Origin of the sequence: Rhizobium sp. G187 (genome assembly GCF_051549525.1) — a bacterium.
Lineage (GTDB): Bacteria > Pseudomonadota > Alphaproteobacteria > Rhizobiales > Rhizobiaceae > Allorhizobium.
On the sequence record NZ_JBPUGM010000002.1, the window covers coordinates 115,595 to 137,528 of the forward strand.

Genomic DNA, 21,934 nt, shown 5'->3' on the forward strand with positions numbered 1-21,934 from the left:
GTGCTCGTATGTGACCCCAACGCGTCCGAGACGCGTGTTTGTGCGGTTGTAGCTCAGTTGGTTAGAGCGCAGGTTTGTGGCACCTGAGGTCGGTGGTTCGACCCCACTCAACCGTACCATTCCTCTCTCCTCGTCAGTCTGAATGTCACAGGGACTGACGAGGAGAGAGGAAGTCTCTTTCCCATCACTTGAAGATATAGTGCTTCTGCAGGCCGAAGTTGGCGAAGGTCATCATCAGGACCGTCAATGCGTAGGCGATGAAGAACTGGCCGGTCAGCGCATTGGCGAGGAAGAACAGAACCTGTCCGATCAGGAAGGTGAAGGTCTTGGTGATGTGAAAGCGCATCCAGGTGCCCGCGAGCGATGACAGGCTGCCGGTCTTGCGCCAGGTGAAGAAGTGGTTGAGCAGATAGTTGAGCTCGATTGCTATCACCGAGGAGATCGCAAAGATCGTCTGGTCGGAAAGCGATGTCGCAAGTCTCAGCCAGGCAGAGAGCGCAAACGGCACGACGAGCGAGGTCGTGCCTACGATGGCAAACCGCACCCATTGCCTGTCCAGCACGCTTTTCAGCGCCGAAAGGGCACGACGGCCTGCGCCGGCATCCAGATTTCCATGTTCCATTTCCAGTCCTTGTCCTCGTAGATCTTCCGGTACTTCTGCGCCAGGCGTTCACGCCAGGCTGCGCTGACCGGGGGTTGGTAGGATCGGCTGCTGAGCATGACGACGGCGCCGATATCCTTGCCGTTCAAAAGCTTCAGGTCGCGATTTTGGGATAGGCGAACGTCGCGAAAGCCGGCAATATCGCCCGCAAGGCAGGCGAGTGGCTCTTCAGTGAAGACCATGCGGCCCGCCAGACGGTCGTGATAGATCCTGTAGAAATTCGTCAGAACGCTGTCGTCCCAGTTCAGCCGAAGCGTCAGGCTGGTGACGTTGCCGATCATGAAGATTGCGATCAGCACGGCCGCGAAGCGCCGCCATCTTCTGACATGCAGGAGGTTGGCGAGGAAAACGCCGACCAGGAAGCTCGCCGGAATGAAGATCAGGAAATAATAATGCGGATTGCGCAGCTTGATCGCCAGCAGGCTGATGAAGGCGCCAAGCAGCCAGGTCGCAAGCACCAGCTGCGCCACGTCGCGGCGGCTCGACAGGAATACGTGCTCGGCCTTGCAGCGATAGACGACGAAGCCCGCGCGCAGATAAATGCAGCCTGCCACCGCCAGCCCGAGCAGGGCGGCCGCAATGCTGGGCCAGAAGACCCCGTAGGCGTCGATGAAGATATTGATCGCCTGCATCAAGTCGAAATTGACCGAAGGCGACTTGGTCTTGCCCACCGCCCGCATCGTGTGGTGCAGCTGCTGGTTTATGTAATCATCCCCGCCGCGATAGAGCTGTAAGAGGCCGTAGAGAAAAATAACGACCGCCGTCACCAGGCCGGTGACGAGGAACTGTTTGCGGCGTGAAGCAAACAGCAGGAACAAGAGGCCGATCTGGATCATCTCCCAGGCGCCGATATGCTTGAAGATCACCACCCAGCCGGCGAGGAAGCCGGCAAGTGCGGCAGCCTTGTAGGTGCCGCTGAGAAGCGTGGCGATCAATGCCAGCTGGGTCAGTGCCACGATCACGAATTGCACATTCTCGAACCAGCCGATCCGGCCGGAAATGAGGTTCCACAGATCCAGGCAGGCGAACAGCATGCCGACCGTCACGGTCGCCAGTGACAGCTTGCCGAACCTGTACAGGCCGGCTGCAAAAACAGCCATAGCCAGTCCCATGCAGAAGTTGTTCAGGCTCCGGTTCAGCAGAAGGAAATCCGGATTGTCGAAGGCGTGGCTTAGAAGTCCCGAAAGATAAAAATAGAAGGGAGGATGCCAACCATAGAATTGTCCTTCGCGACTAATATCAGCAACGTGTTTAAGCTCAAATTCTTTATTAAGATTCTCGGTGATACAAGCATAGACAGACTCATCCCATTCAACTCCAGGAAAGTTTGAAGAAATGAGCGAATGAAAAGCAAGATAAATACCTAGGGTTGCACAGATATACGTAAATACGCGCAGTTTGTGCTTTGTGAACAAAAAAATGTCAACTTGTAATGTATTGGGCATCTATTTGCATGTTAAGCGTTGTCATCGTTACCCGAAATGAATCCCTTGCTATTCGTGATGTCCTCGCATCCGTGGTCAGCACGTTGTCCTCAATCCCCTGCACCTCGGCCGGTCGGCACGAGATCGTCCTTGTCGACGACTCCGACGATCTGTCGACGATAGACGCGGCGCGCCAGGCATTGATGGGCGAGAAGCGCATCGACCTGAACCTTGTCCATCGCAGTCCCGGCGAGCGGGACGGTTTGACCGGAGCCATTCTCTTCGGCCTTCGTGTTTCGGCGAATGCCCGTGTCGTCGTCATGGACGGAGACGGACAGCATCCGACGGACATGCTGGTCAATCTCGCGCAGCAGCTCTCCAGCAGTTCCGTTGTCTTCGCGAGTCGTTATATTCACATCAATGGAGATGCAGGCTTGTCCCACGCTATCCGTCGCGTGGCATCCCGCACGATCAATCGTTTCCTGATCGGCACGCTCGGCAAGTATATCTGCTGTACAGACCCATTGTCCGGCTTCTTTGCTGTCGACAAATCTGCCGTGACCTTGCCGTCAACTTCGCACGGTGGCTGGAAGGCAGGTTTCCTGATCCTCACACACAATCTGGCGGATCGGCGTGCCGAGCTGAAATATAGTGAGGTCGGCTTTTCGATCGCCCCGCGCCTTGCGGGTGAATCGAAACTGTCGCTGCGCACGTCCTTCCGCATCCTGTGGGAGTTGCGTTGCGCTGCAAGGATGCTGGCGTGAGGCGACGCATAGCGATCATCGTTCCGACCTTCTCAATCGATCAGGCCCTGGAACGCAATCTCGAGCGCTGGCTGGCGCTCGAGGCCATCGCAGATATTTCGATCGTCTTGGTGGGCGGGCAGGAGGGTGAGGCGGTCTCGCCGACCTTGCAGCGCTACTGCGATTGCGTCCCCTTCCACCGGCCGGCAAGCTGGATCGGCAGGGACGCCAATGCGCGGCGAAGCCTTGGCCTGAAATGTGCGCTGGCTCACCATGCTCCTGATTTCGTCCTGATGACGGATCGCAAGGTGTCTCCCACGCAATCTGCGATCGATTGCATTACGCGCTGGGTCCGTCTTGCCGATCCCGATTATTTCGGAGCGCTCGCCGGACACTACCGCGATACGGCGCAGCGTCGTGACCCCTGGTCGAATTTTCTCGCCCGCTATGCCGATCATGCGCTGGTGCGCAAGAATCCCGATTTTGGCACGCAGGGGTATCTCCTGTCGCTCGAAAACGAGAACGAGGGCGACAGCTGGCCTGTAACCGGGGCGCTGATGTTCACCCGGGCCACGGCAGAGCTTTTGGAGAGGGCAGGCGGTTTCCCGGAAAGTTTCCGCGTGTCCTACGAAGACTATTCCACCGTCCGTCTCCTGATTGAGCGCGGCGTTGAGATTGATTGCCATCCCGACTTTCTTGTCGAGCATACCAATCGCAATACGCTTCAGGACTTTGCCCGGGAGTATCTGCGCACTGGCTGGGCTGCCGCCCAGTTCCGGCGTGTCTATCCGCGCTCGGATTTTGGCCGCAGGCGTCTGGTCCAGGCTCAAGCATCCATGCTCGCTCTGATTTCGGGATTGCTGCTGATGTTTGCCTCCCCGCTTCTTGCAGTGGGCGTCGCTCTTATTGCGCTGCTCGGCTTCGGTGCCTTGAATGCCTGGCGATCACGACTGCCAGAGGCGCTGTTTTTCGGTCCGGTCTTTGCCGTGTGCCTCACCGCATTCGCCTGCGGCTATGGCCTTCACCTCCTTCGTCGAGGCAGGTTGGGTCCTTTGGAAGGCAAACTGTTGTTCCAGGCCTGATCGGGCGACGTCCCGTCAGCCCGGGGCGCCTCTCATGCCGGATCCACTGTGACGTCCTTGAAATGGACTTCGGTGTTGCCGCGCTCGGGATCCTTGCCGACATCCCATCGATAGACGCCGTGTTTAACGTAAACGGCGTCTCCCTCGATCACATTCGGACCGCGATAGGAAAACACTTGGCGCCCGTCGATCTCAACGGTCACGCGGCCCTTTGATGTGTCCGACCAATAGGCCTGAATATCAATATCGTGCCAGCGGCCCCTCAGCTGCTGGGCCGGTATGATCACTGGCTGGCGGCTTTTCGATTGTGCGCCATCCCACTGACCAAGTTTGAAGCTGTGATCCATCTTCAGGCGCAGGTCCGCGCTATCGCGCAGGAACAGGTCGAGCGCCGGAAAAGAGCCCGGCACCTTGATCTGGAACACGGTGACACCCATGCCGCCGCGCGGTGCTGAGAAATTCTGCGGAAAGAAGATCTTGGCCCGGTAGTGCATGCCGCGAGGCGGTTGCGCCGAGAGTGGCATCTTGTCTTCGAGTGACGTGCGCTCTGCGCGCTCCCGATCATGATCGCAATCGTTGAAGCCGGCGCGCGCGCCGCAATCATTCTTGTCGACGCTGAATTTGAAAATGCCCGACTGCTGGACTTCTACGGTCTCGGGCGGGGTGCCGGCTTCAATGAGGAAGTCGGGCGTGTAGCTGCCGATCGGCAGGGATGCGACCGTCAGGCCGACAAAACCGACCACGCCATAAAGGATGAGAGCGTTCCAGTGCAGCGCGCCCATGATCCCCCTTTCGCGTCCTATGCCGGGTGTTCCGGCCCTGTGAAGGCAATGCCGTTTTGAATAACAGCATATTTGGTTGCGCTCACATTAGGCCGGACACGGGCAGGACGCAATCCACCTTCGGGGGTGGAGCGTCACTGACGCGAATGCTGGTTAATCGCAGACCCTGCGAAAAGCCGGAGTTCAGGCGACCGTCTTTACCCAGTTGTAAGGGTCTGCAACGCTTCCACGCTGGATTCCGGTCAGCTGGTTGCGCAGTTTTTCCGTCTCGAAGCCGGTGCCGGCATTGCCGATGACGAACTCACCCTCGGGATGGCGTACCGTACCGATCGCTGCGACTACAGCAGCCGTACCGCAGGCAAAGGCCTCGCGCAGCTTGCCGCTCTTGGCATCGGCCATCCACTCTTCGAACGAGTAGGGACGTTCGATCACATTCAATCCGTTGTCGGTGGCAAGCTTGATGATCGAGTTGCGCGTGATACCGGGCAGGATCGTGCCGGAGAGCGGCGGCGTGACGACGCTGTTGTCATCCATGACGAAAAACACATTCATGCCGCCCAGTTCTTCGATCCACTTGTGTTCGGCAGCATCAAGGAAAACGACCTGGTCGCAACCGCGGCTCGATGCTTCCTTCTGGGCGAGAAGGCTGGCTGCGTAGTTGCCGCCGCACTTCGCAGCGCCCGTGCCGCCCGGTGCGGCGCGCGTGTAGTGCTCACTGACCCAGAGGGTTACCGGCTTGCTTCCGCCCTTGAAATAGGGGCCGACCGGCGAGGCGATGACGCAGAAAATGTATTCGCGCGACGGGCGCACACCGAGAAAGGCTTCGCTGGCGAACATGAAGGGGCGCAGATAAAGGCTGCCTTCGCCTTCCGGCACCCACTTGGCGTCGATCTTGACCAGTTCCTCGACAGCCTTGAGGAACAGCTCTTCCGGCACCTCCGGCATCGCCATGCGCTCGGCCGAGCGGTTGAATCGTCGGGCATTTTCTTCCGGGCGGAACAGGGTGATGCGGCCATCTGCGCCCTTGTAGGCCTTCATGCCCTCGAAGATTTCCTGGGCATAATGCAGGACGCTTGCCGCCGGGTCGACCTGGAACGGTTTGCGCGCGCTGATCTCCGCATCGTGCCAGCCGGTATCGACATGCCAGCGCACCACCGCCATGTGGTCGGTAAACAGGGTGCCGAAGCCGAGGTTTTCAAACGCCTTCAGCCGGTCGGCTTCGGCCATGGGCGCGGTATTCGGAACGATCTGGAAGTCGAGCATTGCGGATGTGCTGGTCATGAGGAGCCTGTGTCTGAAATGGTCGCATGTCGATTGGGTGGCCTCGCCGCAGCGCGTCGAGGTCTGTCTGTGCCGTGGTTTGTGCGGTTCCGCAGGCGTTTGTCAACCGAAACCATGACGCCGCATTGCAGCAAAATGCCTTGATGGGCAGGGGATGTCGCGGATCGGTTAGCCACAAACCCAGCCAGCGGTCACGGGCGGTTCATGCGATGATCAGGCGAGCGATAAACCAGACCCCGGCAAGCGCAATGGCCGCCCCGAGTGCCTGGATCAGTCGACCCTGAGCGATCGGCTTCAGCACGGCACCAATGGCGATCCCGATAACATGAATCACGCCCGTCGAAACGACGAAGCCGACGGTGAAGGCGGCCGGATCGACGGCGCGTGGCGCCAATACGCCATGCGGAATGCCGTGCAGGATGGCGAAGACGGAGATGAGCGCCAACGCAATCCAGTCCGGGGCTTTCCATTCCAAAGCAATGACGGCCCCGAGCACAAAGACTGACAGGGCGATCCCCGCCTGAACGGGGCCGGCGGGCAGCACGCCGAGCATGCCCAGAACGCCGCCGAGGCACATGATCAGCGGAAAGGTCGCCGGCAGTGTCCAGACCGATCGACCGCCCATCTGCGCGCCCCAGAGCCCCACCGCCAGCATCGCAAGCAGGTGGTCGAAGCCGGCGAGTGGATGGCCGAAACCAGAACCGAAGCCGCCTAGCGGACCGTCCATCACATGCGCCTCGGCGATCGAGGGAAGGCACAGGCTGCCGATTGCGACGAGGGCCGGTATCGAAATGCGCAGTGCGGCGGGCGGCAATAGGGTGTGTGCTGTCATCCTCATGCAATGTCTCTTTCGTGATCTCGTGACGCTCATCTGTCGACAGGCAGGCGAGAGGGAGCGTAATTCGTCTACAGTTTCGCCCGATTCGGATATAGACTCGGCGGGGCATCCTTCGCCATCCCTAGGCTGGCGGATGCATCCTGAGGAGAACACGCACGGTGTCACCGTTTAAAATCTCGCATGTTTGGGCTTTGGCCCTGATCCTTTTGATACCCTCCGTCGCGGAAGCGCATTTGCTCACGGGCGAGGGCGGTGGTTTTCTGCACGGCTTCGAACATCCGTTGTCGGGCCTGGATCACATGCTGGCCATGTTCTGCGTTGGTGTTTGGGGTGCGCAAATGGGTGGGCGCTCTGTGTGGAGCATGCCGATTGCCTTCCCGCTGATCATGGTCGCGGGCGGCGTCTTGGGCATTGCCGGTGTTCCGCTGCCAGCGGTTGAAAGCGGCATCGCGCTCTCCATTGTCGTCCTTGGCCTCGCGATTGCCCTTCTGTGGCGTCCGCCGGAATGGTTGGCCTTGGTGGTGATCGGCGTCTTCGCGATTTTCCATGGCTATGCGCATGGTGCCGAATTGCCGAATGCCACAGATCCTGCCGATTATGCTTTCGGTTTCGTCGTTGCCACGGGTCTCATCCATCTTGCCGGCATAGCTGTCGGCCTGGGTTTCCTGAAGGTTCAGAAGGGCCAGCTCGCGCGCGCCCTGGGGGGTGTCATCGGTCTCGGCGGCATCTATTTTCTCGTCTCCTGATGGCGGGTGTCTGGCGCAGGCTCTGGCTATTCCTGCCACTCGCGCTTGTCAGTGGGCTCATTGCCTATTGGATCGGGCCTGGTCTTTCCGATGGCAGCTCGGCCTTCGCGGCTATTCTGACGGTCGAGCATATCCTGCCTCTGGTCGGGCTCGGTCTGCTCTTTGGTCAAGTATCGAACCGCGTTCGCCTGGCTGCATGCCTCATGCTGGCCGTTGGCGGGCTAGTGGGCATCACGTTTCGCGAGGCGTTTTACCTCTTGCTATCGCCGTTGCCCGGTGCCGCCTCACACCTCTTCCTGACTGGCCCGATTGCCAGCGCCCTGGCCGGCATGGCGCTTGTTCTGCCGCCGCGATACAGGCCGCCCGTGTTTATCCTGGTGGCGCCCGTGATTGGCGGTGCAAGCGCGCTTGCCACTTGGCTTGGCGATCCGGCTCTTTTCGCACCCTTGTACCTGCCGTCGGCATTCACCCTGCAGGCACTGCTGGTTGTTTGCATAGCGGTCCCGGCCGCGCAGTTTCGGGCTGTGCCTGCGATCACCGCTTCGCGGATTGTCGCCAGCTGGATGATTGCGGTGGCTCTCCTCTACGGCGGAGCCTATCTGGCCGGCAAGGATCGCGACCTCATGCCGCCGACACTGGCGCGCCTGCCGGTCGAGGGCGCTTTTCCGGGTTTTGACGGCTTGCCGCCGCCGGAGGCGTTTCGATGATCAACCGCATGGGGCTTATTGCCCTGACCATCGTGAGTTTTCTGGCTGGCGCTGGCGCGTCTTCTGCGCATCCTGATGTGTCAGTCGCCAGTCGGATACTGCTCGACCTGGACGGAGGGCGTTTGACAGGTTTCGCGACGTTGATGGGCTTCGACACAGGCACCAGCCGTCGGCTTTTCATCCAGGCCGATCACGATGCCGATGGTCAGCTTTCGATATCCGAAACCGAGGACCTCAAGCAGGTCATGCTGGAGCGATTGAAGAGAATGTCCGCTTTCACGGAAGTCAAACGTGAAGCGCAAGCGATCGCTCTGCCGGACATCTCCTTCAGCCGGCTTGATTACGCCGATGGGGCCCTTCGCCTCACACTCGCCTATCGGTTTCCAGAGCCTGTCGAAATGAGCGGCAAGGGTGTCGACATCCTCCTGCGCGACCGGGATCTCGCGCTCGCTTTCCGGTTGGACCCGCAATTGCCGGTGGTTCTGCGCGGTGAGGCCGCTGGCTGTGCAGCAACCGTCGCGCGCCGGGCGGAGGAAGCCTATTTCGGCGGTCTCGTGGTGCCGGACGTCGTCACGCTCACCTGCCGCTGACACCATCAGATCAGCCAAACATCCCGCGCTCGCCTTCCACCGCATCCTGCAGGAACTGCACGACTGCACGGACACGCACCAGTTCGCGTGCGCTTTCGTGGAAAGTCGTCCAGTAGGCGCGGCGCAGAGTTATGTCCGGCATGACCCGAACCAGGGCATCATGCTGGCGAGCGATGTAGCTGTGCAGGATCCCGATCCCGGCCCCGGCCAGGACAGCTTCGGTCTGGCCAATCGCCGACGAAATCTCGAAGCCGGCATTCCAGTCGCGCATGACTTCACCGGTGAAATTGAGCGAGGGCGTGAAGATCAGGTCTTCCACGTAGCCCACCCGGCGATGGCTCTTCAGTTCCTCAGCTGTCTGTGGAAGGCCGTATTTCCCGACATAGTCGCGCGAGGCGTAGAGACCGAGCGTGTAGTCGACCAGCTTCGACGAGACGAGCCGGCCCTGGTCCGGCCGCTCCAGCGTAACCGCAATGTCCGCCTCGCGTTGGGAAAGCGAAAACGAGCGCGGCACGGGCACAAGCTGGATTTTCAGTTCCGGATGTTTCTCGATGAGCGCGCCGAGCCGGGCTGCCAGGAAAAACACGCCGAACCCATCCGGCGCGCCAATGCGCACGGTGCCGGCAACTTGCGTATCGGTCCGCCCGAGCCGCGCCTGCACCTCCAGCATTTCGGTTTCCATGCGCTCGGCCGAAAAGAGAAAGGCCTCGCCCTCAGCCGTGAGTTCGCAGCCATTTGTCCGACGGATGAAGAGCCTTGTCTTGAGCGCCGTTTCCAGCGATGTCAGCCGGCGCGAAAGCGTGGCGTGATTGAGGCCCAGACGTCTGGAGGCCGCCAGGATCTGGCCCGTGCGCGCCACGGCGAGAAAGATGCGAACGTCATCCCAGTTCATGCCACTGCCACTTCAAATTCTGCACAACAGATGCGTAAATGATCGCGTTGATTTGTGCAAATCAAAGCGCATACTGCCTCCATAACAATCCAGGAGGAAACCCATGTATCAGGTCGGTCATTTCATCGGCGGCAAGCATGTCGCCGGCACTTCGGGTCGCAAGCAGGGCATCTACAATCCGGCAACCGGCGAAGTGCAGGGCGAAGTTTCGCTGGCCAGCGCCGAAGAGCTGAACGCTGCTGTCGAGAACGCCAAGGCCGCCCAGGCCAAGTGGGCTGCCACGAACCCACAGCGCCGCGCCCGCGTCTTCATGAAGTTCGTCGCTCTGCTGAACGAGAATATGGACAGCCTCGCCGAGACGCTGTCGCGCGAACACGGCAAGACCATCGAGGACGCGAAGGGCGATATCGTCCGCGGCCTGGAAGTCTGCGAATTCGTCATCGGCATCCCGCATCTGTCGAAGAGCGAGTTCACCGAAGGTGCTGGCCCCAACATCGACATGTACTCGATCCGCCAGCCGGTTGGCATCGGCGCCGGCATCACACCATTCAACTTCCCGGCCATGATCCCGATGTGGATGTTTGCCCCGGCGATTGCCTGCGGCAATGCTTTCATCCTGAAGCCGTCGGAACGCGACCCGTCTGTTCCGATCCGCCTTGCCGAACTGATGATCGAGGCAGGTCTCCCGGCCGGCATCCTCAACGTCGTCAACGGCGACAAGTCGGCGGTTGATGGCCTCCTGACGCACCCGGATATCTCCGCCGTCTCCTTCGTCGGCTCGACCCCGATTGCCCGCTACGTCTACGGAACGGCCGCCATGAACGGCAAGCGCGCCCAGTGCTTCGGTGGCGCCAAGAACCACATGATCATCATGCCCGACGCCGATCTCGACCAGGCCGCCCAGGCGCTCATGGGCGCTGGCTACGGCTCGGCCGGCGAGCGTTGCATGGCAATCTCTGTTGCTGTTCCGGTTGGCGAAGAGACGGCAAACCGCCTGATCGAAAAGCTGACCCCGATGGTCGAATCCTTGCGCATCGGTCCTTATACCGATGACAAGGCCGATCTTGGCCCTGTCATCACCAAGGAAGCCCAGGCGCGCATCAAGGGCCTGATTGACAGTGGGGTTGAAGCCGGCGCCAAGCTCGTGGTCGATGGCCGCGATTTCAAGCTTCAGGGCTACGAAAACGGTTACTTCGTCGGCGGCTGCCTGTTCGACAACGTCACCCCTGACATGGATATCTACAAGACCGAAATCTTCGGCCCGGTCCTGTCGGTCGTGCGTGCCAAGACCTATGAGGAAGCCCTCGACCTGCCGATGAAGCACGAATACGGCAATGGCGTCGCGATCTACACCCGAGACGGTGACGCTGCCCGTGACTTTGCCAGCCGCATCAACATCGGCATGGTCGGAATCAACGTGCCGATCCCGGTTCCGCTCGCTTACCACTCTTTCGGTGGCTGGAAGGCCTCCTCCTTCGGCGATCTCAACCAGCATGGTACGGACTCGATCAAGTTCTGGACCCGCACCAAGACGGTCACCTCGCGTTGGCCGTCCGGCATCAAGGACGGTGCCGAGTTCGTCATGCCGACGATGAAGTGATGCCGGAGGATTGCTTGTCTCGACGTCCCCGCGGCTCTTCGCTTGCTGCGGGCGTCGGACGGGCATCAAGGACGGTGCCGCATTCGTCATGCCGATGACGTAGTGATATGCACAACGCGCATCAGGTATCCTTGGAAAGGTGGGGGTAAAACCCCGCCTTTTCTCTTGGCCGTTAAGTATTTCTTCAGCTGTGATGCTGTGCGTGTCGCAAATCACTTGAGATCGGATATGCCTCGTGATCATAAGGCCTAGCTGCCGCCATCTGGGGAGATGGTGGCACTTTATTTGTGATCAGAAGAGAGGTTTGTCTCATGCTGCAAGCAGCAACAGCACCGACGGGCGTACTGCACCGTGGTGAATTCCGCGGCAACGCAAAAGAGTATTTCGGTATCTGGATTGTTAACATCCTGCTGACGATCGTCACGCTCGGCATTTATTCGGCCTGGGCCAAGGTCCGTCGCAATCGCTATTTCTACGGCAACACCTTCTTTGATGGTCACTCCTTCGACTACCATGCCAAGGGTCTGCAAATCCTGATCGGTCGCGGTATCGTCATCGGTTATCTCGCCGCCTACAACATCATGCTGCAGTTCTACCCGATTGCAGGCATCCTCCTCGGTTTGCTGATGCTGTTTGCGCTGCCGTGGATCGTCATGCGCAGCCTGCGCTTCAACGCCCGCGTTACCAGCTATCGCAACATCCGCTTTGACTTTGTCGGCAAGGTCGGCGGCGCCTTCTTCGCCATCATCGTCGGCAGCCTCGTGGCCACCTTCTCGCTCGGTATTCTGGCGCCCTTTGCCAGCCGCTGGCTCTATCGCTACGTCTTCAACAACATTCGCTATGGCGACCGCGCTCTGGAAAGCGATCCCCAGATCGGCGCTCTCTACCGCGTGTGGATCCCGGCATTTGTGCTGGGCCTGGTCGGCGTCGCCATTGCCGGTCTGGTTGGTCTTGCCAGCTTCGCCTCGTTCGAGGACGGTACCATGGATGAGGTGCAGATCATCATGGCGGTCTATGGTGTGATGATCCCGTTCTTCGTCCTGTTTGCCATCGGCACCATCTTCTACCGCGTCGGCGTGCGCAATGTGGCCCTGAGCTCCACAATCTTCGACGGCCGCCATCGCCTGATGTCGGATATGGGCCGCCTGCGCTACTTCTGGATCATCATCTCGAACTTCCTCGTCTCGATGATCAGTTTCGGCCTGATGCGGCCTTGGGCTGCCGTGCGCGAAACGCGTTACGCTGTTGAGCACACGGGAATTATCGTCGATGGTCAGTTCTCCGATGTGATAGCCTCGATCGAAGCGTCCGGCTCGGCCGTGACGGCGGAATATCTCGATATCGAAGGATTCGACTTTGGCTTCTGACGACAAGCGTATTGCCCTTGGACGCTGGCACCCTCCGGGTGCCAGCAGGAGTTCCGGGGCCGAGATCCTGGCCGAGGGCAAGACGCTCTATGTCAGGCTCGAAGGAGAGGTCGCCGATCCGGTTACGGTCGGCGATCTTTCGCGTCTGGATATCTCCGATCGCATCGGCCGCGTGCCGCGCCGGATTACCTTTCCCGACGGTTCGATGTTCGAGACGGACGACAATGCAGCTCTCGACGGTTGGCTGAGCCGCCATCGCAGCACTGGATTCGTCCACAAGCTGGAAGCCTTCCATCCGCGTCTCATTGCCTTCGTTATCGCCGTCTTCCTCCTGGCAGGCGGCATCTATCGCTATGCGCTTCCCGCCATGGTCGAGGTAGCGGTGCTGGTGACGCCACCGGCGGCCACCGAATGGATGGCCTCGGGTGCTCTCACCACACTGGATAAGGCCGTCTTCGAGGAGACCGAACTTCCAGAGGCACGTCAGAAAGAGATTCTTGACGCCTTCCATCAGGTGGCGGATGTCTCCGTAAAGGGGCGCGACGCCTATACCCTGAACTTCCGAAGCGGTGGCCTCATCGGGCCAAATGCCTTCGCGCTTCCCGACGGCAATCTGGTCATAACCGACGAGCTGATCGCACTGGCCGGCAGCGACATGGACATGATCCTGGGTGTGCTTGCCCATGAGATCGGTCATGTCGAGCAAAAGCATTCGCTGCGTCAGATGTACCGCGCAGCTGGGATGACTGGCCTGATCATGCTGATCGCCGGTGATATTGGCACGGCGGCCGAGGATGTTCTGACCGGCGGTGCCGCCCTCATGACGATGTCGCATTCGCGCGGAGCCGAGAACGAGGCGGACCGGATTTCGGTGGAACTCATGGCCAAGGCAGGGCGTGATCCGCGCGCTGTCGGCCGCTTCTTCGAAAAGCTGGAAAAGGAATTGGGCCTCGACGGCGATGAGGGCTCAATGCTCTCCACCCATCCGCCAACGGCTGAACGCAAGCAGGCGATCGAAGCCCATGCGCTGGAATTGGGCTTCCCGGCACAATGAGGCCTCAGTAGCCCCGGCTGCCTGAAATTCCAAGGTCTTGCGAGGCGATGACGTGAAGGTCATCGCCTCGTTTGCATGAAGAATATGGTGATTGGCCACCATTGACCGCCATTGACTGCCTATGTGCCGGTCTTGGCGCCGGTCCAGCGATACCCATTGTCTGGACGCTCTTCAGCCTTTGTCAGACCTCCATCGTGCCAGCTGCCTTCGAAGGCCCAGAAATCCCCGGTAAAGCGCAGCACAAGTCCGCCGCTGCCATATGCATCGTTCCAGGTGCAGCGGAGGATCGGAGCCGTGAAGGCACAATCCGTCAGCGTACCCTCGATCGCGCTTCCCATATCCTCGAAAATGTAGCTGCCGCTGATCGCGCCATCGGGCCGGACCGTCAACGACGTGGTGCCCCTGGTATTGCTGCCGCCAGACCAGATGAAGCCCTGATATGTTCCTTCAAGGCCCGGATTGGCCAAAGTGGGAGAGGGCGCTGTAAGGCTGGCCGAAAAAGCAAGAAGCAAGATGAAACGGCGCACGCGGGTCTCCATCATCGAAACGCCGGCACGCTATCACTGCGGCAAACCCGGTCAACGACGGCTTGACATCGGCCATGCCGATGATTGTCGTCGGTCACAGAGGCCGTTCCGACAAAAAAAGGAGCAGCCGAAGCTGCCCCTTTCCCATCGTGCAAGCAATGCCTGCGGCTTACTGCGTCGGGCCGTCGTTGAGGCCGACCTTGTCCACCAGTTCGGACGCCGTTTTGCGGTTGGCGGCGATATCAGCGAGCGGCAGGGTGTCCGGCTTGATCGCGCCGAAGCCGGCAACGATAGCCGAGGCCTTGGCATTCGGCCCAACAGGATATTCGAAGACCTGCTCTGCATAGATGGTCTGCGCTTCGTCGGAGGCGAGGAATTCCATCAGCTTGACCGCATTGTCCTTGTTCGGCGCATTCTTGGCGAGCGCCATGCCGGAAATGTTGACATGCGTGCCGCGATCGGCGGCGTTGGGGAAGAGCACCTTGACGGCACCGGCCCATTCCTTTTCTTCCGGCTCCTTCTCGTTCGTCATCATCAGGCCGAGATAGTAGGTGTTGGCGAGACCGAGATCGCATTCGCCGGAGAAGATTGCCTTGGCCTGAGCGCGGTCGTTGCCGTCAGGCTTCTTGACGAGGTTCTGCTTCAGGCCGGCAAGCCACTTCTCGGTGTATTCGGCGCCATGATGGGCGACCATCGAGGCGAACAGGCCGATATTGTAGGAGTGCTGGGCATCACGCATGCAGATGCGACCCTTCCACTTCGGGTCGGCCAGTTCCTCATAGGTGATGGCATCTTCCGACACGCGCTCCTTGGAAGCGTAGAGAACGCGGCCACGCGTCGTCAGACCAAACCAGTTGCCTTCGGGATCGCGGTACTGTGCCGGAATCTGAGCGTTGATGTCGGCATCGTCGAGTGCCTGCGTCACGCCGCCATCCTTGGCTTCGGTGAGACGGGCGATATCGATCGTCAGGATCACGTCAGCTGGCGAATTCGCGCCTTCTGCGGCGATGCGCTCGACCAGACCCTTGTCGAGGAACAGAACATTCGTCTTGATGCCGGTTTCCTTGGTGAAGGCATCCATCAGCGGTTGAATGAGTTCAGGCTGGCGATAGGAATAGATGTTTACTTCGCCTTCGGCATGCGCCGTGCCAACCGTGACGGCGAGCATGGAGGCGGCGGCAAGGGCGAATGTGGTGAAACGGGTCGTGGACATGGTCAAGGGCCTCCCTTCTGATATTACTTGAGGCGCATATTCATGAATCCGGATAAGCTGTCAATCGCACTCCGGTTTGTTCACGCAGAGTTCAAATGTGAACTTGAGTTTTTTGGAATTGTTCAAAACTAGAAAAGCGGCTATATAAGTAGGCAAGAAAACAGAGGAATCGTGCATGCGTTTGACAAAGCAGACAAATTACGCCGTGCGCATGTTGATGTACTGCGCCGCCAATGACGAGCAGTTGAGCCGAATTCCGGAAATCGCCAAGGCTTACGGCGTATCGGAACTCTTCCTGTTCAAGATTTTGCAGCCGTTGAATAAGGCCGGTCTGGTTGAAACCGTGCGTGGTCGCAACGGTGGCGTACGCCTTGGTCGGGCCGCCGACAAGATCACGCTGTTCGATGTTGTCCGTGTGACCGAAGATAGTTTTGCCATGGCGGAATGCTTTGAGGACGATGGTGATGTTGACTGTCCTCTCATTGACAGCTGCGGCCTTAACTCAGCGCTGCGCAAGGCATTGAACGCCTTCTTCGATGTTTTGACGGGTTACACGATTGACGATCTGGTCAAGGCTCGCCCGCAGATCAACTTCCTGCTTGGCATTGATGATCTCTCTCCCCGTCCGATGCGGGCACCCGCTGCCTGATCGTCGGCGTGACAATTGCCAATTCGAAAACCCGCCAATCTGGCGGGTTTTTTATTGGAGCCGCCCCAGTGCAGCGTGGCCAGCAGATTGCAATTCCTCTGATGCCCTCTATGGTCGCGCCGCTCGCTGGATATGACGGAGAGAAAGACCATGCCGATCGACTTGACTGCCAGACCTGCGATTGCCGTCGTTGTGATGGGTGTAAGCGGTTGCGGCAAGACCTCTGTCGGGGCAGGAATTGCCCAATCGCTGGAACTTGATTTCGTCGAAGGGGACGCTCTGCATCCGCAGGCGAATGTCGACAAGATGGCCAAAGGCACCCCGCTGACAGATGAAGACCGCTGGCCCTGGCTCACGGTAATCGGGGAGACGATGGCGCAGGCTCTCGCGAAAGGGCAGGGCATCGTCGTGTCCTGCTCGGCGCTGAAGAAGATCTACCGAGATCACCTACGCGCCGCGACCGGCGGGCGCCTCGTCTTCGTCTATCTCGAGGGATCGCGCGATTTGCTCAATCGGCGCATGGGCGCAAGGACCGGTCATTTCATGCCGCTTGCCTTGCTCGACAGCCAGCTTGCGACGCTGGAAGTGCCGACGGGTGAACCCGGCGTCATTACGGTGTCGATCGATCAGGATCTCAATGCGATCATATCCGAGGCCATGGCAGGCCTCGGACACGGGATTGAAAGGGATGAGGGCTAAGCCTCAGGCCTTGAGGGCGGCTGCGTAGTCGCTGGCATAGGTGGCGACGGAGCGCGGCGCCTTGCCTGTCAGTGTGGCCACATCCGGGCTCACCGCAGCCGTCCAGCCTTCGCGCACCGGATGGAAGATCGAGGCGAGGAAGCCGGCATAGTCCGCCGGGACGCCAACGCCCGTCAGGATGCCGATGAAAGCTTCGTCGCTGATGGCATTGTAGGTCACAGGCTTGCCGATGACGCCGGACAGGATCGTGGCGGCCTCGGCATACCCGAGCGCTTCCGGACCCGTGAGGTTGAATGCCTTGCCGTCGAATTGGCTCGAGGTCAGCGCGGCAGCAGCACTTTCGGCGATGTCACGGGCATCGATGAAGCTCGACTTGCCGTCGCCCGCTGGAACTGCGATCTGGCCATGCGCCAGGCCTGCCTTCCAGAACGTGTGGAAATTGTCCGAGAACCAGTTCGGACGCAGGATCACGTAAGGCACACCCGACTTTTCGATCTGCAATTCGATCTGACGATAGGGGATGCTGTCATCGGCATCGACGCCGAAGACGCTCTGGAACACGATCTTCACCTTGCGGGCAATCGCGGCTTCAACGACCGGCAGGAGCAGTTCCTTCACCGCAACGCTGCCACCCGGCAGCATGATATACGCGCGATCGACGCCGTCGAAGGCAGCGGCGAGGCCTGCTGGATCGGCAAAATCGAAGGCCACGCCTTCTGCGCCGTTGACCGCCTTGCCCGAACGCGTGGCGGCCTTGACCGTTTCTCCGCGTGCCACGAGCGCCTTGACGAGATGGCTGCCCACATTGCCAGTGGCGCCCAATACGAGGATCTTCTTCGACATCTTGCCGTCCTTCAATTCGTTGAATGTAGGTTTCATTTGGAAACCAGCTTACGAAATGATATATACGCGCTTATGGAAATCTGAAAAGAAGGCACTTTCAGGTCACATGGTTTCGCCGAGGAAACCGGCCGGAAATCACCGGGAAACGCAAGAGTGCCGCAGGAGCAACGAATATGCAGTTTGCCTATGACGTCTATCAGGAGAATTGCCCGACACGGCTGGTGCTCGACCGTCTGGGCGACAAATGGGCGCTGTTGATCCTCGACCGGCTGGATGGCGAGCCGGTGCGTTTCAATCACCTGCGACGGGATATTACCGGCATTTCGCAAAAGGTCCTGTCCCAGACCCTGAAGAAGCTGGAACGCGACGGGCTGATTTCACGCACCGTGTTTCCGACAGTTCCGGTCACGGTAGAATATGCGCTGACCCCGCTCGGACGAACGCTGACCGAGACGGTCAACCTGCTCGCCCATTGGGCGGAAAAGCACATGGATACGGTTCTCGCCGCCCAGCAGGCGTATGACGCCCGGAGCGCGTAAAAGTCAGACTAGCCTTCATATCCCATCAGCGGAGCATAAAGCTCCGGACGCCGGTCGCGGAACAGGCCCCAGCTCGCCCGCTGCCGGGCAATTCCGTCGAGATCGAAGGCGGCCGTCAGCACGGTCTCGCTCACACGGTCTGCCGTTTCCACCATCGCGCCTGTCTGGTCACAGATGAAGGATGAGCCGTAGAAGGTGAGTGAGGTCCCCTTGCGCCCCTCTTCGGTGCCGATCCGGTTGGAGGCGATCACCGGCATCAGATTGGCAGCCGCATGTCCCTGCATGACGCGCTGCCAATGGGCGGCACTGTCGATTGTCGGGTCCTGGGGTTCAGAGCCGATAGCGGTCGGATAGAACAGCAGTTCCGCCCCCTGCAGTGCCATGGCGCGTGCCGCTTCCGGGAACCACTGGTCCCAGCAGATGCCGACGCCGATGGTCGCGAATTTGGTTTCCCAGACCGCGAAACCGGTATCCCCCGGCGAGAAATAATACTTCTCTGTATAGCCCGGACCGTCAGGAATATGGCTCTTGCGGTAGATGCCAAGCACTTCGCCGCCGGCATCGATGATGGCGATGCTGTTGAAGAAGCTTTGCCCTGCCTTTTCGAAGAAGCTGACCGGGATGACGACGTCGAGTTCTTCCGCCAGCTTGGCGAAATGGTCGATCAGGGCGCTGTCATGTGCCGGTTTGGCGAGATCGAAGAATTCGGCGATCTGGTCCTGGCAGAAATAGGGCGTCTCGAACAGTTCCTGGATCAGCACGATCTGCGCGCCCTTGGCTGCCGCCTCGCGCACCAGTTTTTCGGCGCGCGCAATGTTGTCGGCCAGGTCCCAGCTGCAGGCCATCTGGGTCGCAGCGACAGTGACGATGCGGGTCATGGTCTCTCTCCTCAAACGCCGAGTTTGTCGCGCAACCCGTAATACCAGGCGCCGAGTGCCGTGAGCGGCACGCGGAACATGCGGCCGCCGGGGAAGGGATAGGCCTGCAGCGACGACCAGACGTCAAAGCGGCTCATCTGGCCATGCACGGCCTCCCCGAGGATCTTGCCGAGCAGATGCGTGGTCGTGACACCATGGCCACTGTCGCCATGCGAGAAGTAGACGGTGTCGGAGAGCTTGCCCATATGCGGAATGCGGGTCAGCGTCAGCGCGAAATTGCCGCTCCAGGCATAGTCGATCTTCACGCCCTTCAGCTGCGGGAAGGTCTTCAGCATGTTCGGGCGGATGACGCCGGTGAGATCCGCCGGGTCCTGCCCGCCATAGCCGATGCCGCCGCCATAAAGCAGGCGGTTGTCGGCGGTGCGGCGGTAGTAGTCGAGCACGTAATTGGCGTCCTCGACGCAGTAATTGGCTGGCAGCAATTCCTCGATCAGCTCGGCATCCAGCACCTCGGTCGCCATGACTTGGCTGGAGACCGGCATCATCTTCTCGGTCACCTTTGGTGCAATGCCGGCCATATAGGCATTGCCGCAGACGAGGATATGCTTGGCGCGCACGATCCCGCCTTCGGTGCAGACGAAGGGCTGCGGGCCGGTGTCGAGATGCACGACCTTGGATTTCTCAAAGATCTTTGCGCCGAGGCTTTCCGCAGCGGCTGCCTCGCCGAGCACAAGATCGAGCGGATGGATATGCCCACCGTGGCGATCGATCATGCCGCCGACATAGCGGTCTGTCTTCGCATATTTCGCAACTTCAGCCTTGGACACCATCTCCAGCCCGTCATGGCCATGGGTCATCCAGTGCGCCCGGACCTCCGCCATTTCCTTGACCTGCTTCTCGGTGAAGGCAGCAAAGAAGCCACCATCGACGAGATCGCATTCGATGCCGTATTTGGCGATCCGCTCGCGAATGATCCGGCCGCCTTCCAGCGACATCTCGCCAAGCCGGGCAGCACGATCAGGGCCGTAGCGTTTGGCAATCGTCTCAAGGTCGCGGCTATAGCCGTTGACGATCTGGCCGCCATTGCGGCCCGAGGCGCCATAGCCGATCCGGTCCGCTTCGAGCACGATCACCGAATAGCCGTTCTCAGCGAGCTGCAACGCCGCCGAAATGCCGGTAAAGCCGGCACCGATGACGCAGACATCGGCGGTGTGTTGGCCGTCGAGCGAGGGGCGCACGCGCTTGTCGCGGGCGGATGCCGCGTAATAGGTGGCCGCATGGCCGGGATTGGGTCCGATCGACTTGTCCATGCTCATCACCTCAAACGGTTCGGATATAGGCGTCGTATTCGACGTCTGTTACGCGCAGCGAGAATTCCGAGAGTTCCTGATATTTGCAGGCGCTGTAGAGGCTGCGATATTTCGGGCCAAGCGCTGCATAGGCAAAACTCGACTTGGCGAAACGCTGCAACGAATAGTCCCAGTTGGTCGGCAGCGGTTCGTGATTGACCGCATGCTCGTCACCGGAGATCGCGCCGCCGGGGGAGAGCTTCTCTTTCATGCCGGCCAGTGCTGCCGACAGGATCATCGCCAGCACCAGATAGGGATTGGTATCGGAGCCGGCAACGCGGTGCTCGATGCGGGTCGCAGGCTTCGAGGCCGTGATCACGCGCACGGCCGCAGACCGGTTGTCGATACCCCAGGAGGCATAGGTCGGTGCGTGTTCGGACGGGCGCAGGCGACGATAGGAATTCTGATGCGGGGCAAAGATCGCCATGCTCTCGCCCATGTTTTCCAGGAGACCGCCGACCGAGTGATACAACGCCTCGGAGGGGCCGTCCTCGCCGACATAGATATTCTGGCCATTCTCATCGAGGATCGAGAAATGCACATGCATGCCGCTGCCTGCCTGCATGCCATAGGGTTTTGCCATGAAGGTGGCATCGAGATCATTGGCGCGTGCCACGCCCTTGACGATGCGCTTCAGGAGGACGGCATAGTCGGCCGCTGCCAGCGCATCCGGCACGTGATTGAGGTTGATCTCGTACTGGCCGGGACCGTTTTCCCGCAGCGTCGTGTCGGCCGGCACCTTCTGGGCGCGTGCAGCCGTGGAGATGCCGTGGAACACCTCCTCGAAATCCTGCAGCTCGGAAATCGACAACACCTGTGTCTGGCCCGTATGCCAGCGCCCGTCACGCGTATTGGGCGGGCGAACCGGATCAAGTGCGGAGCGCACCGGGTCGATCAAGTAGAATTCCAGTTCGGTGGCAACAACAGGCGTCAGCTTGGCGGCGGCATAGCGCGTCATCACATTGGCCAGGACCTGACGTGGATCGGCATAAAAGCTTTCGCCATCAGTTGTCTGCATCTGTAGCAGCACCTGCGCTGTCGGGCGTCCAAGCCATGTCACGCGTGACAGCGTGCCGGGCACCGGAAAGCAGATACCGTCAGGGTCGCCCGTACCTTCGGCAAGACCGGCAGCATTCACGTCGCGCCCCCAGACGTCGAGCGCATAGACCGAGCGCGGCATGGCCATGCCCTTGGTCAGGACGTCGATCGCCCGCTCGCGCGGTATCCACTTGCCGCGTGGCACGCCGTTCACGTCGATGACGAAGGCTTCAAGAACTTCAATATCGGGATTTGCCGCGAAGAATTCGCGGGCCTCTTCGGCCATGTTCATGGATCACCGTCTGGCTGATGTCGATCAGGGTTCAACGCGCGAAGGCGCAAGCGGATTATCCGCTAACGATAGACGCTTTTCGCATTGTGGATCAAACACCGGCGCATGCCACTGTCCGTCTTTTTGAGATCCCCTCGACC

23 protein-coding genes and 1 tRNA gene are annotated in these 21,934 nt (G+C 60.0%); 12 read left to right on the plus strand and 12 right to left on the minus strand.

Annotated features, from left to right (window positions below):
• Positions 1-42 precede the first annotated feature (42 nt).
• A tRNA-His gene (locus tag ACSV9I_RS05375) sits at positions 43-119 on the plus strand.
• A gap of 65 nt (positions 120-184) precedes the next feature.
• Here ACSV9I_RS05375 and ACSV9I_RS05380 read toward each other — a convergent pair.
• Positions 185-622 carry a GtrA family protein gene (locus ACSV9I_RS05380; protein WP_438327782.1) on the minus strand — a complete coding sequence of 146 codons (438 nt, stop codon included), beginning with the start codon at positions 620-622 and terminating at the stop codon, positions 185-187.
• The gene (locus tag ACSV9I_RS05385) at positions 568-2,106 is read right to left on the minus strand and encodes a hypothetical protein (protein ID WP_438327783.1); all 1,539 of its coding nucleotides are present in this window, start codon (positions 2,104-2,106) and stop codon (positions 568-570) included. The genes ACSV9I_RS05380 and ACSV9I_RS05385 overlap by 55 nt, the downstream gene beginning before the upstream one ends.
• Before the next feature lie 8 nt (positions 2,107-2,114).
• Between ACSV9I_RS05385 and ACSV9I_RS05390 the strand changes: the two genes are divergently transcribed.
• The gene (locus tag ACSV9I_RS05390) at positions 2,115-2,849 is read left to right on the plus strand and encodes a glycosyltransferase (RefSeq protein WP_438327784.1); all 735 of its coding nucleotides are present in this window, start codon (positions 2,115-2,117) and stop codon (positions 2,847-2,849) included.
• On the plus strand, positions 2,846-3,910 hold the full coding sequence (locus ACSV9I_RS05395; RefSeq protein ID WP_438327785.1) for a glycosyltransferase: 1,065 nt from the start codon (positions 2,846-2,848) through the stop codon (positions 3,908-3,910). The genes ACSV9I_RS05390 and ACSV9I_RS05395 overlap by 4 nt, the downstream gene beginning before the upstream one ends.
• Positions 3,911-3,942: 32 nt before the next feature.
• On the opposite strand, the gene ACSV9I_RS05400 is transcribed toward ACSV9I_RS05395, so the two are convergent.
• From ACSV9I_RS05400 to ACSV9I_RS05410, 3 genes are all read right to left on the minus strand, one after another.
• On the minus strand, positions 3,943-4,692 hold the full coding sequence (locus tag ACSV9I_RS05400; RefSeq protein WP_438327786.1) for a heparin lyase I family protein: 750 nt from the start codon (positions 4,690-4,692) through the stop codon (positions 3,943-3,945).
• A 183-nt stretch (positions 4,693-4,875) separates the two neighbouring features.
• Positions 4,876-5,973, minus strand: a complete 1,098-nt coding sequence (locus ACSV9I_RS05405; RefSeq protein ID WP_054160084.1) for a branched-chain amino acid aminotransferase — start codon at positions 5,971-5,973, stop codon at positions 4,876-4,878.
• A gap of 202 nt (positions 5,974-6,175) precedes the next feature.
• Positions 6,176-6,811, minus strand: a complete 636-nt coding sequence (locus tag ACSV9I_RS05410; RefSeq protein ID WP_438327787.1) for a HupE/UreJ family protein — start codon at positions 6,809-6,811, stop codon at positions 6,176-6,178.
• A gap of 158 nt (positions 6,812-6,969) precedes the next feature.
• Here ACSV9I_RS05410 and ACSV9I_RS05415 point away from each other — a divergent pair, with 158 nt between their 5' ends.
• From ACSV9I_RS05415 to ACSV9I_RS05425, 3 genes are read left to right on the plus strand one after another with little or no spacing between them, the layout of a single operon-like run.
• The gene (locus ACSV9I_RS05415; RefSeq protein WP_438327789.1) at positions 6,970-7,557 is read left to right on the plus strand and encodes a HupE/UreJ family protein; all 588 of its coding nucleotides are present in this window, start codon (positions 6,970-6,972) and stop codon (positions 7,555-7,557) included.
• Positions 7,557-8,264, plus strand: a complete 708-nt coding sequence (locus ACSV9I_RS05420) for a hypothetical protein (protein WP_438327791.1) — start codon at positions 7,557-7,559, stop codon at positions 8,262-8,264. The genes ACSV9I_RS05415 and ACSV9I_RS05420 overlap by 1 nt, the downstream gene beginning before the upstream one ends.
• Positions 8,261-8,854 (plus strand): DUF1007 family protein, encoded by a 594-nt coding sequence (locus ACSV9I_RS05425; RefSeq protein ID WP_438327792.1) that lies wholly within the window; start codon positions 8,261-8,263, stop codon positions 8,852-8,854. Before ACSV9I_RS05420 ends, ACSV9I_RS05425 begins: the two co-directional genes overlap by 4 nt.
• Positions 8,855-8,864: 10 nt before the next feature.
• On the opposite strand, the gene ACSV9I_RS05430 is transcribed toward ACSV9I_RS05425, so the two are convergent.
• Entirely contained in the window at positions 8,865-9,746 is an 882-nt protein-coding gene (locus tag ACSV9I_RS05430) for a LysR family transcriptional regulator (RefSeq protein WP_438327794.1), read from the minus strand.
• Between the two features lie 103 nt (positions 9,747-9,849).
• Here ACSV9I_RS05430 and ACSV9I_RS05435 point away from each other — a divergent pair, with 103 nt between their 5' ends.
• The 3 genes from ACSV9I_RS05435 to ACSV9I_RS05445 all read left to right on the plus strand — a co-directional run bounded on the left by ACSV9I_RS05435 (position 9,850) and on the right by ACSV9I_RS05445 (position 13,767).
• A complete protein-coding gene (locus ACSV9I_RS05435) occupies positions 9,850-11,346 on the plus strand; it encodes a CoA-acylating methylmalonate-semialdehyde dehydrogenase (protein ID WP_054160090.1) in 1,497 nt (498 codons plus the stop codon).
• 311 nt (positions 11,347-11,657) lie between these two features.
• Positions 11,658-12,713 (plus strand): YjgN family protein, encoded by a 1,056-nt coding sequence (locus tag ACSV9I_RS05440; RefSeq protein WP_054160091.1) that lies wholly within the window; start codon positions 11,658-11,660, stop codon positions 12,711-12,713.
• Positions 12,703-13,767, plus strand: coding sequence for a M48 family metallopeptidase (locus ACSV9I_RS05445; RefSeq protein WP_438327795.1), 1,065 nt, complete (start codon positions 12,703-12,705; stop codon positions 13,765-13,767). Before ACSV9I_RS05440 ends, ACSV9I_RS05445 begins: the two co-directional genes overlap by 11 nt.
• Positions 13,768-13,886: 119 nt before the next feature.
• Here ACSV9I_RS05445 and ACSV9I_RS05450 read toward each other — a convergent pair whose 3' ends face one another.
• A complete protein-coding gene (locus ACSV9I_RS05450; RefSeq protein ID WP_156318664.1) occupies positions 13,887-14,294 on the minus strand; it encodes a hypothetical protein in 408 nt (135 codons plus the stop codon).
• Positions 14,295-14,463: 169 nt separating this feature from the next.
• Positions 14,464-15,462, minus strand: a complete 999-nt coding sequence (locus ACSV9I_RS05455) for a Fe(3+) ABC transporter substrate-binding protein (RefSeq protein WP_438328518.1) — start codon at positions 15,460-15,462, stop codon at positions 14,464-14,466.
• A 220-nt stretch (positions 15,463-15,682) separates the two neighbouring features.
• On the opposite strand from ACSV9I_RS05455, the gene rirA reads away from it, so the two are divergent.
• Positions 15,683-16,156 carry an iron-responsive transcriptional regulator RirA gene (gene rirA, locus ACSV9I_RS05460; RefSeq protein ID WP_054160095.1) on the plus strand — a complete coding sequence of 158 codons (474 nt, stop codon included), beginning with the start codon at positions 15,683-15,685 and terminating at the stop codon, positions 16,154-16,156.
• Between the two features lie 150 nt (positions 16,157-16,306).
• Positions 16,307-16,855, plus strand: coding sequence for a gluconokinase (locus ACSV9I_RS05465; RefSeq protein WP_438327796.1), 549 nt, complete (start codon positions 16,307-16,309; stop codon positions 16,853-16,855).
• A 3-nt stretch (positions 16,856-16,858) separates the two neighbouring features.
• On the opposite strand, the gene ACSV9I_RS05470 is transcribed toward ACSV9I_RS05465, so the two are convergent.
• Positions 16,859-17,698 (minus strand): SDR family oxidoreductase, encoded by an 840-nt coding sequence (locus tag ACSV9I_RS05470; RefSeq protein ID WP_438327797.1) that lies wholly within the window; start codon positions 17,696-17,698, stop codon positions 16,859-16,861.
• Positions 17,699-17,871: 173 nt separating this feature from the next.
• Here ACSV9I_RS05470 and ACSV9I_RS05475 point away from each other — a divergent pair, with 173 nt between their 5' ends.
• Positions 17,872-18,237 (plus strand): winged helix-turn-helix transcriptional regulator, encoded by a 366-nt coding sequence (locus ACSV9I_RS05475; protein WP_438327798.1) that lies wholly within the window; start codon positions 17,872-17,874, stop codon positions 18,235-18,237.
• Positions 18,238-18,245: 8 nt separating this feature from the next.
• Here the strand turns inward: ACSV9I_RS05475 and aguB are convergent, their stop codons facing one another.
• The 3 genes from aguB to ACSV9I_RS05490 are packed head-to-tail and all read right to left on the minus strand — an operon-like array spanning position 18,246 to position 21,794.
• The gene (gene aguB / locus ACSV9I_RS05480; RefSeq protein WP_438327799.1) at positions 18,246-19,115 is read right to left on the minus strand and encodes an N-carbamoylputrescine amidase; all 870 of its coding nucleotides are present in this window, start codon (positions 19,113-19,115) and stop codon (positions 18,246-18,248) included.
• An 11-nt stretch (positions 19,116-19,126) separates the two neighbouring features.
• A complete protein-coding gene (locus ACSV9I_RS05485) occupies positions 19,127-20,425 on the minus strand; it encodes an NAD(P)/FAD-dependent oxidoreductase (protein WP_438327800.1) in 1,299 nt (432 codons plus the stop codon).
• A gap of 10 nt (positions 20,426-20,435) precedes the next feature.
• Positions 20,436-21,794: a glutamine synthetase family protein gene (locus tag ACSV9I_RS05490; RefSeq protein WP_438327801.1), complete on the minus strand. Its 1,359-nt coding sequence runs from the start codon at positions 21,792-21,794 to the stop codon at positions 20,436-20,438.
• Positions 21,795-21,934: the final 140 nt, after the last annotated feature.

What these genes read in the sequence shown, in the direction of transcription:
- ACSV9I_RS05440 (WP_054160091.1), top strand. Translation starts at nt 11,658, where the DNA reads ATGCTGCAAGCAGCAACAGCACCGACGGGCGTACTGCACCGTGGTGAA.
- aguB (WP_438327799.1), bottom strand. Translation starts at nt 19,115, where the DNA reads ATGACCCGCATCGTCACTGTCGCTGCGACCCAGATGGCCTGCAGCTGG.
- ACSV9I_RS05385 (WP_438327783.1), bottom strand. Translation starts at nt 2,106, where the DNA reads ATGCCCAATACATTACAAGTTGACATTTTTTTGTTCACAAAGCACAAA.
- ACSV9I_RS05470 (WP_438327797.1), bottom strand. Translation starts at nt 17,698, where the DNA reads ATGTCGAAGAAGATCCTCGTATTGGGCGCCACTGGCAATGTGGGCAGC.
- ACSV9I_RS05435 (WP_054160090.1), top strand. Translation starts at nt 9,850, where the DNA reads ATGTATCAGGTCGGTCATTTCATCGGCGGCAAGCATGTCGCCGGCACT.
- ACSV9I_RS05490 (WP_438327801.1), bottom strand. Translation starts at nt 21,794, where the DNA reads ATGAACATGGCCGAAGAGGCCCGCGAATTCTTCGCGGCAAATCCCGAT.
- ACSV9I_RS05420 (WP_438327791.1), top strand. Translation starts at nt 7,557, where the DNA reads ATGGCGGGTGTCTGGCGCAGGCTCTGGCTATTCCTGCCACTCGCGCTT.
- ACSV9I_RS05485 (WP_438327800.1), bottom strand. Translation starts at nt 20,425, where the DNA reads ATGGACAAGTCGATCGGACCCAATCCCGGCCATGCGGCCACCTATTAC.
- ACSV9I_RS05405 (WP_054160084.1), bottom strand. Translation starts at nt 5,973, where the DNA reads ATGACCAGCACATCCGCAATGCTCGACTTCCAGATCGTTCCGAATACC.
- ACSV9I_RS05455 (WP_438328518.1), bottom strand. Translation starts at nt 15,462, where the DNA reads ATGCTCGCCGTCACGGTTGGCACGGCGCATGCCGAAGGCGAAGTAAAC.
- ACSV9I_RS05430 (WP_438327794.1), bottom strand. Translation starts at nt 9,746, where the DNA reads ATGAACTGGGATGACGTTCGCATCTTTCTCGCCGTGGCGCGCACGGGC.
- ACSV9I_RS05465 (WP_438327796.1), top strand. Translation starts at nt 16,307, where the DNA reads ATGCCGATCGACTTGACTGCCAGACCTGCGATTGCCGTCGTTGTGATG.
- ACSV9I_RS05390 (WP_438327784.1), top strand. Translation starts at nt 2,115, where the DNA reads ATGTTAAGCGTTGTCATCGTTACCCGAAATGAATCCCTTGCTATTCGT.
- ACSV9I_RS05380 (WP_438327782.1), bottom strand. Translation starts at nt 622, where the DNA reads ATGGAACATGGAAATCTGGATGCCGGCGCAGGCCGTCGTGCCCTTTCG.
- rirA (WP_054160095.1), top strand. Translation starts at nt 15,683, where the DNA reads ATGCGTTTGACAAAGCAGACAAATTACGCCGTGCGCATGTTGATGTAC.
- ACSV9I_RS05410 (WP_438327787.1), bottom strand. Translation starts at nt 6,811, where the DNA reads ATGAGGATGACAGCACACACCCTATTGCCGCCCGCCGCACTGCGCATT.
- ACSV9I_RS05425 (WP_438327792.1), top strand. Translation starts at nt 8,261, where the DNA reads ATGATCAACCGCATGGGGCTTATTGCCCTGACCATCGTGAGTTTTCTG.
- ACSV9I_RS05400 (WP_438327786.1), bottom strand. Translation starts at nt 4,692, where the DNA reads ATGGGCGCGCTGCACTGGAACGCTCTCATCCTTTATGGCGTGGTCGGT.
- ACSV9I_RS05475 (WP_438327798.1), top strand. Translation starts at nt 17,872, where the DNA reads ATGCAGTTTGCCTATGACGTCTATCAGGAGAATTGCCCGACACGGCTG.